A 13,914-nucleotide genomic window follows, 5' to 3' on the forward strand; every position below is an offset into this window, starting at 1 on the left:
TGCGCGCCAGTCTATTCCAAGGCGCGCCCGGTACGACTTCTGTCGCAGAACAACCCGTGAAATCGGCGTTGGCGCTCTCAATTCCGGGGTAGCGCGGCGTCGATAACGCGAAATTGAACCGTTCTTCGCCCTTGCCAGTGGTTCGTCGAGAGATTTCCGGCGAAATGGAAGCGGTGTCCGCGCCCTCCCAACAGCGCCGCGCCCATTTCGGATTCGGCTGCGCGAAACGCTATCGCGTCAATCTTTTGTCCCGCCGCGTCGGCAAGCCGCAATTTGACATGATCGGTCCCTACAACCCGGGCGTCCGTGACCTGATGCGCAGGCATTGCGAAAACAGGTTGGGGATGGCCTGCGCCGTATGGCCCCGCCTTGTCGAGCTGGTCATAGAGTTGCAGGGTTGCGCCGGACGCCGCCAGGGCCGCGTCGATTTTCAATGTGCGGACCGCTGTCAGCGCCGAGACTTCCTCACGTGCATAATCTTCCGCCCATGCCCGCAATTCGCCGAGCCTTGTGCGTTCGACTGTAATGCCGGCCGCCATGGCGTGCCCGCCACCTTTGACCAGCAAGCCCTTGTCGACGGCAAGGCGGACCATGCGACCCAGGTCGAAGCCGGCGATGGAGCGCCCGGAGCCGGTTCCATGACCTGAGGCGTTAAAGGCGATGGCGAATGTCGGTCGCTGCAATTTCTCCTTGAGCCGGGCGGCGATGATGCCGACGATGCCCGCATGCCAGCCATCGCCGGCTGTTATGACGACGACCGGAGGGTCTCCCGCACCGATCTCCGCCAGCACCTCGGCTTCGGCTTGCGCAAGCGTGTCGCGTTCGATCGACTGTCGTTCCGTGTTGAGCCGATTGAGCGTATCCGCGATCTCTCCGGATTCGGTTTCGCTTTCGAGCGTCAGCAACCGGCTGCCGAGGGCGGCGTCGCCTATCCGGCCACCGGCGTTTATTCGGGGGCCGACCATGAAGCCCAGGTGATAGGGCGTGAGCGGGCCGTCAATTCCACTGACCCGCATCAGGGCGGCAAGTCCCGGATTGGTCATACGACGCGCCACCTGCAAACCCTTGACGACGAAAGCCCGGTTCAAACCCTTCAGCGGCACGACATCGCAGACGGTGGCCAAAGCAACAAGGTCAAGCATTTCCAGCAAATCGACTGACGCCGCAGCCTTGTTTTGACGGCGACGCAGTTCGCGCAGCAACGCCACCAGAGCCATGAAGACGACGCCCGCCGCGCACAGATGCCCCTGCCCCGACAAATCATCTTCCCGGTTTGGATTGACGAGCGCATGGCTGACGGGCGCCTCGAGATTCATTTGATGATGATCGAGCACGACGACGTCCACGCCGCGTTCGGCCGCATGCGCGAGCGCCTCCAGGCTCGTTGATCCGCAATCCACTGTCACTATGAGCTGACAACCGCGGTCGATCAGAGCGTCGATGGCCTTTACATTGGGTCCATACCCTTCGAAAATTCTGTCCGGTATGTAGATCTCAGATGGTACGTCGAATTGATCGAGAAATCGTTTGAGAAGCGCGGAAGACGCCGCCCCGTCGACATCGTAATCGCCAAAGATCGCCACGCGTTCGCGGCGCTCGACCGCATCGGCGAGCCGCTCCGCCGCCTTGTCCATATCCTGAAAGACGGATGGATCAGGCATCAGGGCGCGAAGCGTTGGATCGAGAAAAGCCTGTGCGTCGCCCTGCTGGACGCCGCGGCCGGCGAGGACACGCGCGACAATATCAGGAACGCCGTCAGTCTGGGAAATCGCCAAGGCTCGATTGACGCCGGCGGAGTCGAGTCGCGGAGCCCAGCGCTGCCCAAATAGTGAAGACTCCACTTCAAAAAATGGCGTCAAGTATCTGATATTATTCAAATAGATATATATCCCACAAAGGATTCAACGATGCACCTGCGCACGGGATTGAATCCGTGTCGCACGACATTATTGACGTCCATGATGGCGATTGCAATTCCGTCTTGTTAGTCGAACTTGCCGAGATCCTGGTGCCGGGCGATGATTTCACGCACGGTGCGGGACGACGAACGCATAACGATCGTGTGCGTCACGATCGCGGATTTCGAAAACCTGACGCCGCTCAACAGATTACCATCCGTCACGCCGGTCGCCGAAAACACGACGTCTCCGCTCGCCATCTCTTCCAGCTTGTAGATGCGATCCGGATCGTCGATCCCCATGGTCTTCGCCCGGGCGATCTTTTCTTCCGTATTGAGTTGCAGCCGGCCTTCCATCTGGCCTCCGATGCAGCGCAACGCGGCCGCCGCCAGCACGCCTTCCGGCGCACCGCCGATACCAAGGTAGATGTCAATGCCGGTTTCCTCGGGATTCGTCGTATGGATGACGCCGGCGACGTCGCCATCGCCAATCAGGCGTATCGCAGCGCCGGTGGAACGCACTTCTTCGATGAGACGCGCGTGGCGCGGCCGGTCGAGTATGCAGGCCGTAACGTCTTTCGTTTCAACGCCCTTTGCATCGGCGACCGCCTTGATGTTCTCCACCGGGGTTTTTGTCAGGGAAACCGTGTTGTCCGGATAGCCGGGACCGATGGCGATCTTCTCCATATAGACGTCCGGCGCGTAGAGCAGGCTTCCCTTTTCGGCCATAGCAATGACCGCAAGAGAATTCGGCAGGTTCTTCGCGCAGATGGTGGTGCCTTCCAGCGGATCGAGCGCGATATCCACCTTTGAGCCCTTGCCCGTGCCGACTTCTTCCCCGATGTAGAGCATCGGCGCTTCGTCGCGTTCCCCCTCGCCTATCACCACCGTTCCGGCGATTGGCAGACGATTGAGCTCCTTGCGCATCGCGTCGACCGCGACCTGATCGGCGTCTTTTTCGTCGCCACGGCCACGAAGACGCGCTGCGGCGACTGCGGCCCGTTCGGTGACGCGTACGATTTCGAGTGTCAGAATTCGATCGAGACCGCTATTGTCCGACGATTTCGCCATTGGCCGGTGTCCTGTTGCTTGTTATCGATGCGTATGCAGCGCCAGATATCCCGTCGCCATCATCATTGGCAACGGTTCAATGTGAAAAAAGGGCTTTTGAATGGCTCGTGGAAGCAATACAGCCGGACTAAATCGATTAAGATTACAGCATGGTCGAAACTGTCCACAGGCGACCACCAGCAAAGTCGGCTGCGCGTCGATAAAGACGATTATTTTGAGACGGTTCAACAAACCGGATTGCGATGGAGTGATTTGAAATGACAGATTTGAAGGTCGCCCTGGTCACGGCGGGAGGAAGCGGAATGGGTGCGGAGGCCGCCCGCCGGCTTGCAAATGACGGCTACAAGGTGGCTATCCTTTCCTCTTCGGGCAAGGGTGAGACCCTGGCGGAAGAACTGGGCGGCGTCGGAGTGACGGGCAGTAACCTTTCGAATGAGGATCTGCAGCGCCTTGTCGACAGGGCGACGCAGCAATGGGGCAGAATCGATGTGCTGGTCAACAGCGCCGGCCACGGCCCGAAGGGACCGGTTCTGGAGATACCGGACGAAGACTGGCACCTGGGTCTCGACGTCTATCTGCTGAATGTGATCCGCCCTACGCGCCTCGTCACACCAATCATGAGAGAGCAGAAAGCCGGCGTCATCATCAACATTTCCACTTTCGCCGTGTTCGAACCCGATCCGATGTTTCCGACATCTGGCGTCTTCCGGGCCGGGTTGGCGGCGTTCACCAAGCTCTTCGCCGACAAATACGCAGCCGACAATGTGCGGATGAACAATGTGCTTCCGGGCTACATCGACAGTCTGCCCGAGAAGGAGGAGCGCCGCGAAAAAATACCGATGCAGCGCTACGGCTCGGTAGCGGAGATTGCAGCGACCGTGTCATTCCTTGCGTCCGATGGCGCCGGCTACATCACCGGACAGAACATCCGCGTGGATGGCGGAATCACCCGGTCGGTGTGATCAGCGCGTTTCCGTCATCAGCTTTAGTCCGAAGAGGCCGAGCGCCGTCGCGCCTGCATAACGGAAGAACCGTCGAATTGCGGGAATCTTTCCGATCCTGTCGCCAAATCGGTCGATAGCCGCCACGAAGGTCAAATCGACGACAAGAAAGATCGTCGCTACAGCCAGACCAAGCAGCAACATCTGATTTGCAACGGGTGTTTCTGCGCTCGCATTGGTGAACAATGGCAGAAAGGCTGCATAAAAAGTGATGGTTCGCGGGTTGAGCGCGACCAGCCAAAATCCGGCTGCAATCTCAGCCAGAGAGCGCGTCACTGATGGCAGCTCCGTATTGTCCGACACACGCATTTCGCCGGAAGCGCGCCACATGGAAAAGGCCTGCCAAAGCAGGTAGGCGCCGCCAGCATATCTGAGCCAGGTCAGAAGCTCAGGCGCTGTGGAAATCAACCAGGAAAGCCCGGCGGAAACCAGGGCGATTGGCGCCGCTGCGCCAAGGGCAATGCCCAAAGCCGTTCTGATTCCAGCCATCGTGCCGCGCGCGCCAGTTACATATGCAAGCTTGATGAAGTTTGGCCCCGGTTCCAGAGCAATCGAAACTGTGACCAGAATGAAAATGACAACTTCTATCATCGGACGCCACCCTCTTCGGCTTACTGCGATGACAACATTCCGGTTCGCAGTGAGTCAAGACCGACACCGTCATGCGCCGGCGGCGGGGCGCTCGATACGGATGACCTGGGGTTTGTCGGCAAGATAGCCTTCGGAGCCGATCGCCTTCACCGCCTTGCGCACGGAGGCTTCCATTGTGGCGTGCGTAACAAGGATCACGGTCTTCTTGTCGCCGTTGCCGGCGCTTCCCGGGCGCTGAACGATCGATTCCAGCGAGATCGCATTGTCCGACATGTGCTTTGAAAGACTTGCAAACACGCCCGTCCGGTCTTCCACTGTCAGGCGGATGAAATAACCGCCCTCATGGCTGCGCATGCGCGCGCGCGAATAGGGTTGCAGGCTCGCGGCCGGTCGACCGAGCACCGGGCCGTACTGGTATCCGGGGCGGCTCTTGGCGATGTCTGCGATATCGCCCATGACGGCGGACGCCGTAGCGTCGCCGCCTGCTCCGGGACCGGACATCAGCAGTTCACCCAGGACATCGGCGTCGATCGCGACGGCGTTCGTCACGCCGTCGACGCGAGCGATGACCGAGTCCTTCGGAACCATGGTCGGATGGACGCGCTGTTCGATCCCGGTTTCGGTTTTCTGTGCGACGCCCAGAAGCTTGATTCGAAAACCGAGTTCATCGGCCGCCTTGATGTCCTCGATGGAGATATTCGAAATGCCTTCCAGATAAATCTCGTCCGCGGCGATTTTTGTGCCGAAGGCGATGCTGGTCAGAATCGCCAGCTTGTGCGCCGTGTCATTGCCCTCGACGTCGAAGGTCGGATCGGCTTCGGCGTAACCCAGTCGCTGCGCCTCGGCGAGACATTCCTCGAAGGAGATCCCCTTCTTTTCCATCTGGGTCAGAATGTAGTTGCAGGTGCCGTTCAGAATTCCGAACACGCGCTGGATCCTGTTTCCGGTCAGGGATTCGCGCATAGCCTTGATCACGGGGATGCCGCCGGCGACCGCGGCCTCGAAATTCAAGAGCACGCCCTTGTCTTCGGCAAGCGTCGCCAATTCCACCCCATGCCGGGCGAGCAGCGCCTTGTTGGCCGTCACGGCGTGTTTGCCGCTGGTCAGCGCGTCGCGTACAGACTGCAGGGCCGGGTCGCCTTCTCCGCCCATCAACTCGACGAAAACGTCGATATCTGCGGCACGGGCCATTTCGACCGGGTCGGTGTAGAACTTGACGCCGGACAGGTCGACGCCCCTGTCCCTGGACGCATCCCGCGCGCTCACTGCGACGACGTCGATCGCCTTGCCGCAAATCCCTGCCAGCGCCTCGTGCCGCTCCGACAGAATGCGCACAAGGGCGGCGCCAACGGTACCCAGACCCGCAATACCGATTTTGAGGGCTTCAGACATAGAGCTTCCAGTAACATGATGCGTTCGGAGGAGAGAAACCGACCGAACGATGCGTTCGCATTAACGCCGGGAATCCAGCCGGACGACGTTTTGCATATTTTCGTCGCCGGATGCAAGGAAGCGTTTGATGTTGCGGGCCGCCTGCCGGATCCGGTGCTCGTTCTCGACCAGCGCGATACGAACATGCGTGTCGCCGTACTCTCCGAAACCAATGCCCGGCGATACGGCGACATCCGCCTTCTCGATCAGCATCTTGGAGAAGTCCAGCGATCCCATTTCGCGATAACGCTCGGGCAGCGGCGCCCAGGCGAACATCGTCGCAGCCGGCGCCGGCACCGGCCAACCTGCCTTCGCGAAAGTGTCGACCATGACGTCGCGACGCCGCTTGTAGGTGTTTCGCACCTCTTCAATTTCGGAGCCATCGCCATTGAGCGCCGTCGTCGCCGCAACCTGGATCGGCGTAAAAGCGCCGTAATCGAGATAGGATTTAACGCGCGACAGCGCAGCGATAAGCCGCTCGTTGCCGACGGCAAACCCCATGCGCCAGCCGGGCATGGAGAAGGTCTTCGACATCGAGGTGAATTCAACGGTAACATCAACGGCGCCTGGAACCTCCAGAACAGAAGGAGGCGGCGTATCGTCGTAATAGATCTCCGCATAGGCGAGATCCGACAGGATGATGATGTCGTGCTTTTTGGCGAAGCTGACCACATCCTTGTAGAAATCCAGTGTCGCAACATGCGCCGTCGGATTGGACGGATAATTGAGAATGAGCGCAATCGGACGCGGAATGGAGTGACGCACCGCGCGCTCCAGCGAGTAGAAAAAGCTTTCGTCAGGCTCCACAGACATGGAGCGGATGACCCCGCCCGACATGATGAATCCGAATGCGTGGATCGGATAGGTCGGGTTGGGACACATGATCACGTCGCCGGGCGCCGTAATGGCCTGCGCCATGTTGGCGAAGCCCTCCTTCGAGCCCAGTGTCGCGACGATCTGCGTGTCCGGATTGAGCTTCACGCCGAAACGGTTTTCATAATAGCGCGCCTGCGCCTTGCGGAGGCCCGGAATGCCGCGCGACGTGGAATAGCGGTGCGTGCGCGGATCGCGCACAACCTCGCAAAGCTTGTCGACGATGCTCTGGGGCGTCGGCAAATCCGGATTGCCCATGCCGAGATCGATAATATCGGCTCCGGACGCTCGCGCGTCCGCCTTCAGTCTGTTGACCTGCTCGAAGACGTAGGGCGGAAGGCGGCGAACTTTGTGAAACTCTTCCATTTCGATTCCGGATGGTTGTCTGTGTTTTCGGTCGTTTGAGCCCGAACTGTGGCGAAGCCGGGACGGTCACTATCCATTATACGCCCTATTGGCGGGAAGCGGAAATGCTCAGGCGGACAGTACTCGTACGTCAGGCGATCAGTTCTCGATTTCCGCCTTGGCCTCTTCGCCATGACTGCGCGCGATCGCTTCGAATTCTTCGGACTGCTTCTTGTAGGCGTCGCTTGTCGCTGAGGCGGATGGCGGCTTGCGCTGTTTCAGGATGGATTGCATCTCGTCCTGGATCTGTTTCTTTTCCGCGTCGCTCAACTGCTCCATCGCGCCGGTCGGCGTGGGGCCGAAGGTGGGAAACGTATCGTTCTGTGTCGCGCCGTCCTGCACGAAAGACGTGTCTCTTGGCGGTGTCTTGCGTTCCGGCCTTGCCTGCCCTTCAGGGCCTTTGGCCGTTTCCGCAGACGGCGCCGGCTGACCTGCGGCGGGGCCGGCTGCGTCGCCGGTCGTTCTCGGCGCGGCGTCCTCAAGCGAGGCCGACACGCAGCCGCCAGCAAGGATCGGTAGGATGAGAAGCGCTGCCAGATGAAAATGCGGTTTCAAGACGGGGTCACCATGCCATTCACGTTTTGAGCGAAACCCATAGCGCAGATGCGGGTTCAATGCACAAATAAATTCTACATTCTGTCAACATTTCTTGCATAATGGCCGCCATAAAGGGGAACAGAATCGGCAAAAGAAGGTCGATAGTCGCTACAAACGGGAGGTCCAATTGGCCAGCAAGTCAGGCCAGAGCGCCGGGAAGAAACAGGTTTCAAAGCGGACGAGCAGGCAGACGAACAAAGCGCCTCCGCCTCCTAAAACCACCACTCCCAAAGAGCCGGCCCCCGCGCTCAATGGCGAAGCGCAAATACCCGACATGGACGCATTCGTGGTCAAGGATCCCGAAGCCATGGCGCGCAATATGGCGCACATGGTGGAGGAACTTGGCAAAGCCGCGTCCGCATGGGTGCAGCCACGTGAAAGCGGCGAAAGATCCGATCATCTGGTCGGTCCGCTCACGGACATCATCAGGACCCTGACAAAACTCTCCGAATACTGGATCTCCGATCCGCAACGCTCGCTGCAGGCGCAGACCCATCTCTTCGGCAGTTTCATGTCGCTGTGGTCGAACTCTATCCGTAAAATGTCAGGCGAGGAAGCCGAGGATCTCGCCGAAAGCCACAAGGCGGACAAGCGGTTCAAGGACGACGACTGGCGGGAGAACGCCTTTTTCAGTTTTCTGAGACAGGCCTACTGGGTCACGGCCGACTGGGCCGAAAAGCTTGCGAAGGAAGCCGAAGGCCTCGATCCGCACACGCGGCACAAGGCTGAATTCTATGTGCGGCAGCTGACAAGCGCGCTCTCGCCCAGCAATTTCATTCTGACCAATCCGGAAGTCTACAAGGAGACTGTCGCTGAAAGCGGACAGAATCTCGTTCGCGGAGCAAAGATGCTGGCGGAGGATATTCAGGCCGGACACGGCGATCTGAGGCTGCGGCAATCCGATTACACCAAGTTTGAAGTCGGCAAGAACATGGCGATGACTCCGGGCAAGGTCATCGCCCAGGACGACGTCTGCCAGATCATCCAGTATGCGCCGTCAACCAAAACGGTGTTGAAGCGCCCTCTCCTTGTCTGTCCGCCGTGGATCAACAAGTTCTATATTCTCGATCTGTCGCCGGAAAAATCCTTCATTCAGTGGGCTGTCGACCGTGGCCACACGGTGTTCGTTATTTCCTGGGTCAATCCCGACGCGCGTCACGCGCAAAAGAACTGGGAGGCCTACGGACGCGAGGGAATCAGTTTCGCCCTTGATACGATCGAGAAAGCGACGGGCGAAAAGGCGGTCAACGCCGTGGGCTACTGCGTCGGCGGCACGTTGCTGGCGGCCATGCTCGCCCTTTACGCGAAGGAAGGCGACGACAGGATCAAATCCGCGACGTTTCTGACGACACAGGTGGATTTCGAGGGCGCCGGCGATCTGAAGGTTTTCGCCGACGCCGAGAATATCGACTACATCGAAGAAACAATGCGCGAGACCGGCTATCTGGAAGGCTCCAAGATGGCGACGGCGTTCAACATGCTGCGGTCCTCGGAGCTCATCTGGCCCTTTGTGGTCAGCAACTACCTGAAGGGCAAGGAGCCGATGCCCTTCGACCTGCTCTACTGGAACTCGGACGCCACCCGTCTGCCGGCGGCCAACCACTCTTTCTATCTGCGCAACTGCTATCTCGAGAACAATCTGTCCCAGAACCGCATGGAAATGGCCGGAGGAAAAATCTCGCTTCAGGACGTCACCATCCCGATCTACAATCTTGCGACCCGGGAAGATCACATTGCGCCGGCGCGGTCCGTCTTCAAGGGATGCCAGTATTTCGGCGGCGACGTGACCTACGTCATGGCCGGATCCGGCCATATCGCGGGTGTCGTGAATCCGCCTGCAAAGAAAAAATACCAGTTCTGGAGCGGCGGCAAACCGGAGGGCGATTTCGACACGTGGCTGGAAAACGCCTCTGAACATCCGGGATCCTGGTGGCCAGACTGGGACAAATGGATCAAGAAGCTGGACCGCAGAAGAGTTGAGGCCCGCAAACCGGGCGGCAATGCGCTGAACTCCATCGAGGATGCGCCCGGAAGCTTTGTCAGGGAACGCGTATGATCGGCCCCGGCGGCCGAAGCCTTAACGAATGAAATTTCCCAAACCTTTGATACCCGCCACTCTGGTGCGTCGCTACAAGCGCTTCCTGTTCGACGCTATCCTGGATGACGGGACAGCGATTACCGGTTCGTGCCCGAACACCGGCTCCATGCTCGGCCTGACCGATCCAGGCTCGCGCATCTGGCTTTCGCTTCATGAGAACAACCCGAACCGTAAATACAAACATGCGCTGGAGATCGTGGAGACCGACAATGTGCTGGTCGGGATCAATACAGGCCTGCCGAACCGTATTGTCGAGGAAGCGGTGACGGCGGGTCGTGTGGACGCCCTCGCCGGTTATACGGAATTGCGGCGCGAACAGAAATACGGCGTCAATTCACGCATCGACCTTCTGCTGACGCATCCCGAGCGACCAGCCGCCTATGTCGAAATCAAGAATGTGCACTATCGTCGCCATCCGCTGCTCGCAGAATTTCCGGACAGCGCCACGGCGCGTGGGGCCAAACACCTCTCGGAACTTGGCGACATGGTCGAAGCCGGTCATCGCGCCGTTATGGTCTATCTCGTGCAGCGTCCGGACTGCGATCGTCTCAAGATCTGCCGCGATCTCGACCCCGTCTATGGAGCAGCTTTCGATCGGGCGATCGGCCGCGGCGTCGAGGCGATCGCCCTTGGATGCAGCATCACGCCGGAAGCGATCGAGGTCGACAAGAAAATTCCAGTCGACGAGTCAGGCGTGGGGCAAGCGTCCTGACGCAGTAAGTTCTAGTATTTTGCCCTGGCGAGTTGGATGGACTGCTGGTTTCGGTCGTGCAGGATGGTTTCGACGGCGTCGCCGATGCGTTCAAGGCCATGCGCGTCGATGCCGGCGCCAACCGGTACGTCGTCGGCGATGAGCGCACGGATGGCGGCGGCAAAATCAAGCGGCCGCGAGGCGACAGCCTCCGGCGCCATGCGGCACCAACCCAGTTCCGCCGCCCGGCTCGCCCGGATATATTGCTCAAGACGCGGCGTCTGGCGCGGCACGAACAGCGCCTTCTTGTTGCGCGACACAACCTCGCAGAACGTGTTGTAGCCGCACATGCCGACAACCGCAGAGGCCCGGCGGATCAGGCCTTCAGGCTCCGAATCAAAGTCGATCACATGCATCCGGCCCGTGCCCTGCGCCCGCGCCCGGATCGCGTGGGCCTCCTGCGGGTCCGCATAAGGCCCCAGAAGCAGCACCGCGGGCATCGTGATTTCCGCGTCCTGCTCGTAGGCGTCGACCACCGCATTCATCACGAAGTCGCCGTCGCCGCCGCCGCCAGCCGTCACCAGCAGATAGTCCTCGGGCAGGTCGGCGGGAAGCGCCGGCGCGCCCGCCTGTCCGAGCGAGCGGTACAAAAAGCCCGTGAAGCTGCAGCTCGACAGAACGCTCGCCGGAAGGCCCATCTCGCGCAAGGGATGGTAAAAGCTCTCCGTGCCGTAGATCCAGATATGGTCGTACAGCCCCTCGATTCGCTCGTAGATGCCCTTGCGCTCCCATTCCGAGCGCAGCAGAGCGGTATCGTCCAGCACGTCGCGCAGACCGAGCACAAGGGTCGCCCCGCAGGTCTTCAGATAGCCGAGCGCGGGCATCAGTTCGCCGCTCAGGCCAAGCGGCTCCTTGTCGGTGATGAAGATGTCGGCCGGACGGCGCTTCAGCGCCTCCATGATGGCCTGGCTGCGCGCCTCGATCACCTGTTCGTAGGTAAGCTGCGGGTCGGCCGGGCGGTAGCTGCCGTCCGGCTGCTTCTCGATCTGCGGGATCGGCGCGAAGTGGATGCGGTCATGGGCCGGAAACCGCGACGACAGGTCCGAGCCGGTGATGATCGTCGCATGCGCGGTGCAAAACCGCTCGACAAGCGTCATCGCAATCTTGCGGCTGCGCCGCAGATGCCCGAGGCCAAACGTGTCGTGGCTGTAAAGTACAATGTGGGGGGCGTCGTTCACAAAGGCCTACCTGTCACCAATTGTCATTCTGGACCGGAAATCAATGTGGACGTCGCCACGCCGACCAATGATCACACATGATGCCTCTGTTCAATCCCGCCGGTTTATACATGGATGCAGACGTCTTATACTTCCCAAACCAGCAACGGTCATCGTTGATGACCGCATATTCCGAACTGCGCGCAGAGGATCACAGCTCGTCGGTTGATGCAAGTCGCACTTGTGCATGATGGCAGAACACATTCCCTTCCCGCGCACTTGCGCCAACCCTGTCGATTTCTATCTTGTAACTGTGACGACTGTGACAATTGATGTATGGCCGCAAGCAATCCTCAACTGGCGCCATGTCGACCGTGCGCGTAGCGCCCGCGATCTATGGTATTCCCTGGGGTTGATGCCTGACCGATAAGGTGCAAAGTGAATTGAAGAAACCGGCGACCGGTTTGCTCGAGGTGAAAGAATGGTTGGATATGTAGACGCGATCGCAGCCCCGCTGCGCAATACGGGCCAGATCAAGCTGCATGGACCGGAAGGCTTCGAAGGCATGCGCAAGGCGTGCCAGTTGACTGCGCGGTGCCTGGACGAACTTGTCGACATGGTCAAGCCGGGCGTTTCCACCAATGCAATCGACAAATTCGTTTTCGAATACGGAATGGATCACGGCGCCTATCCGGCGACGCTCAACTACCGCGGATACACGAAATCGTCCTGCACATCGATCAATCACGTCGTCTGCCACGGCATACCCAACGACAAGCCGCTGCGCGAAGGCGATATCGTCAATATCGACGTGACGCTGGTGCTTGACGGATGGCACGGCGATTCCAGTCGCATGTATCCGGTCGGCCAAATCAAGCGGGCTGCACAAAGACTGATGGAAGTCACCCACAAGGCGCTCCTGCTGGGAATCGCCGAAGTGAAGCCGGGCGCCCGCACGGGCGCGATCGGCCATGCCATACAGCGTTACGCCGAGGCCGAACGTTGTTCCGTCGTGCGCGATTTCTGCGGCCATGGCCTTGGCCAGTTGTTCCACGACGCGCCCAATATTCTTCACTACGGGCGCGCTCATGAGGGCATCGAGATGAAGGAGGGCATGATCTTCACGATCGAACCCATGATCAATCTCGGAAGACCGCATGTCAAAGTCCTGTCCGACGGATGGACGGCCGTCACGCGCGACCGCTCCCTGACGGCGCAGTACGAGCATTCCGTTGGCGTTACGGCGGATGGGTGCGAAATATTCACGCTTTCGCCGGGTGGAAAATTCGCTCCCGGCCTTAGCGACTGACACAGGTGGCTGAGCAGTCCGGCCCGACTGCGAATCCGGCCGTGTCCGCCCATGGCGGCCACCGCGACAGGCTGCGCAAGCGCTTCGTTGAAAACGGCCATCAGGCGCTAGCAGACTATGAACTCCTCGAACTGTTGCTTTTCCGGCTGATACCGCGGCGCGACACCAAACCGGTCGCCAAGGCTCTGCTGCAACGCTTTGGTAGTCTCGCCGAGGTGATGGGCGCGCCCGTGCACCTTTTATGCGAAGTCGACGGGATCGGCAATTCCGTTGCGCAGGACCTCAAGGTCATCGCCGCCGTCAATCAACGCGCGCTGCGCGAGGCGGTGATCAAACGCCCGGTCCTTTCGTCATGGTCATCGGTGATCGACTATTGCCGCACCGCCATGTCCTACGAGAGCCGCGAACAGTTCCGCATCCTGTTTCTCGACAAGAAGAACGCGCTGATCGCCGATGAAATACAGCAAAGCGGAACGGTCGATCATACGCCGGTCTATCCTCGAGAAGTCATCAGACGGGCTCTGGAACTGGCGTCAACGGCTGTCATCCTGGTTCACAACCACCCGTCAGGCGACCCGTCCCCTTCCCGCGCAGATATCGAAATGACGGGACGGATCGTCGAAGCGGCGAACGCAATGGGCATTCTGGTCCACGACCACATCATCATCGGCAAGGGCGATCACACGAGCCTGAAGAGCCTGGGCCACATATGAAAAAGGCCGCGTCGGAGCGC

The 13,914-nt window shown here is 59.8% G+C and carries 12 protein-coding genes; 5 read left to right on the forward strand and 7 right to left on the reverse strand.

Annotation, left to right across the window (positions count from 1 at the left end; all coding sequences use genetic code 11):
* Positions 1 to 77: 77 nt before the first annotated feature.
* Both recJ and glpX read right to left on the reverse strand, forming a co-directional pair.
* Positions 78 to 1,883 carry a single-stranded-DNA-specific exonuclease RecJ gene (recJ, locus tag K1W69_RS07945; RefSeq protein WP_220227892.1) on the reverse strand — a complete coding sequence of 602 codons (1,806 nt, stop codon included), beginning with the start codon at positions 1,881 to 1,883 and terminating at the stop codon, positions 78 to 80.
* Positions 1,884 to 1,984: 101 nt separating this feature from the next.
* On the reverse strand, positions 1,985 to 2,968 hold the full coding sequence (glpX, locus tag K1W69_RS07950; protein WP_220227739.1) for a class II fructose-bisphosphatase: 984 nt from the start codon (positions 2,966 to 2,968) through the stop codon (positions 1,985 to 1,987).
* 257 nt (positions 2,969 to 3,225) lie between these two features.
* Here glpX and K1W69_RS07955 point away from each other — a divergent pair, with 257 nt between their 5' ends.
* Entirely contained in the window at positions 3,226 to 3,930 is a 705-nt protein-coding gene (locus K1W69_RS07955) for an SDR family oxidoreductase (RefSeq protein WP_220227740.1), read from the forward strand.
* On the opposite strand, the gene K1W69_RS07960 is transcribed toward K1W69_RS07955, so the two are convergent.
* The 4 genes from K1W69_RS07960 to K1W69_RS07975 form a co-directional block, all read right to left on the reverse strand.
* Positions 3,931 to 4,560, reverse strand: a complete 630-nt coding sequence (locus tag K1W69_RS07960; RefSeq protein WP_220227741.1) for a LysE family translocator — start codon at positions 4,558 to 4,560, stop codon at positions 3,931 to 3,933. It abuts the gene before it with no gap.
* 69 nt (positions 4,561 to 4,629) lie between these two features.
* Positions 4,630 to 5,952, reverse strand: a complete 1,323-nt coding sequence (locus K1W69_RS07965) for a homoserine dehydrogenase (protein WP_220227742.1) — start codon at positions 5,950 to 5,952, stop codon at positions 4,630 to 4,632.
* Positions 5,953 to 6,012: 60 nt separating this feature from the next.
* Positions 6,013 to 7,230, reverse strand: a complete 1,218-nt coding sequence (locus K1W69_RS07970) for an LL-diaminopimelate aminotransferase (RefSeq protein WP_220227743.1) — start codon at positions 7,228 to 7,230, stop codon at positions 6,013 to 6,015.
* A 138-nt stretch (positions 7,231 to 7,368) separates the two neighbouring features.
* Positions 7,369 to 7,824, reverse strand: a complete 456-nt coding sequence (locus K1W69_RS07975) for a hypothetical protein (protein ID WP_220227744.1) — start codon at positions 7,822 to 7,824, stop codon at positions 7,369 to 7,371.
* A gap of 316 nt (positions 7,825 to 8,140) precedes the next feature.
* Here K1W69_RS07975 and K1W69_RS07980 point away from each other — a divergent pair, with 316 nt between their 5' ends.
* Together K1W69_RS07980 and sfsA are read left to right on the forward strand one after the other, a co-directional pair.
* Entirely contained in the window at positions 8,141 to 9,922 is a 1,782-nt protein-coding gene (locus K1W69_RS07980; RefSeq protein ID WP_220227893.1) for a PHA/PHB synthase family protein, read from the forward strand.
* A 28-nt stretch (positions 9,923 to 9,950) separates the two neighbouring features.
* A complete protein-coding gene (gene sfsA / locus K1W69_RS07985) occupies positions 9,951 to 10,676 on the forward strand; it encodes a DNA/RNA nuclease SfsA (RefSeq protein ID WP_220227745.1) in 726 nt (241 codons plus the stop codon).
* 11 nt (positions 10,677 to 10,687) lie between these two features.
* On the opposite strand, the gene K1W69_RS27310 is transcribed toward sfsA, so the two are convergent.
* Complete coding sequence (locus K1W69_RS27310) at positions 10,688 to 11,893, reverse strand: glycosyltransferase family protein (RefSeq protein ID WP_220227746.1); 1,206 nt, start codon at positions 11,891 to 11,893, stop codon at positions 10,688 to 10,690.
* Between the two features lie 460 nt (positions 11,894 to 12,353).
* Between K1W69_RS27310 and map the strand changes: the two genes are divergently transcribed.
* Together map and radC are read left to right on the forward strand one after the other, a co-directional pair.
* Positions 12,354 to 13,181 carry a type I methionyl aminopeptidase gene (gene map / locus K1W69_RS07995; protein WP_220227747.1) on the forward strand — a complete coding sequence of 276 codons (828 nt, stop codon included), beginning with the start codon at positions 12,354 to 12,356 and terminating at the stop codon, positions 13,179 to 13,181.
* Positions 13,178 to 13,894 carry a RadC family protein gene (gene radC / locus K1W69_RS08000; protein WP_220227894.1) on the forward strand — a complete coding sequence of 239 codons (717 nt, stop codon included), beginning with the start codon at positions 13,178 to 13,180 and terminating at the stop codon, positions 13,892 to 13,894. Before map ends, radC begins: the two co-directional genes overlap by 4 nt.
* Positions 13,895 to 13,914: the final 20 nt, after the last annotated feature.

It is taken from the genome of Flavimaribacter sediminis (assembly GCF_019492055.1).
Taxonomy (GTDB): domain Bacteria; phylum Pseudomonadota; class Alphaproteobacteria; order Rhizobiales; family Rhizobiaceae; genus Flavimaribacter; species Flavimaribacter sediminis.

Excerpts from the sequence above, each read along its gene's own strand:
- glpX (WP_220227739.1), bottom strand. The coding sequence starts at position 2,968 with ATGGCGAAATCGTCGGACAATAGCGGTCTCGATCGAATTCTGACACTC.
- K1W69_RS07955 (WP_220227740.1), top strand. The coding sequence starts at position 3,226 with ATGACAGATTTGAAGGTCGCCCTGGTCACGGCGGGAGGAAGCGGAATG.
- K1W69_RS07960 (WP_220227741.1), bottom strand. The coding sequence starts at position 4,560 with ATGATAGAAGTTGTCATTTTCATTCTGGTCACAGTTTCGATTGCTCTG.
- K1W69_RS07965 (WP_220227742.1), bottom strand. The coding sequence starts at position 5,952 with ATGTCTGAAGCCCTCAAAATCGGTATTGCGGGTCTGGGTACCGTTGGC.
- K1W69_RS07970 (WP_220227743.1), bottom strand. The coding sequence starts at position 7,230 with ATGGAAGAGTTTCACAAAGTTCGCCGCCTTCCGCCCTACGTCTTCGAG.
- K1W69_RS07980 (WP_220227893.1), top strand. The coding sequence starts at position 8,141 with ATGGACGCATTCGTGGTCAAGGATCCCGAAGCCATGGCGCGCAATATG.
- sfsA (WP_220227745.1), top strand. The coding sequence starts at position 9,951 with ATGAAATTTCCCAAACCTTTGATACCCGCCACTCTGGTGCGTCGCTAC.
- map (WP_220227747.1), top strand. The coding sequence starts at position 12,354 with ATGGTTGGATATGTAGACGCGATCGCAGCCCCGCTGCGCAATACGGGC.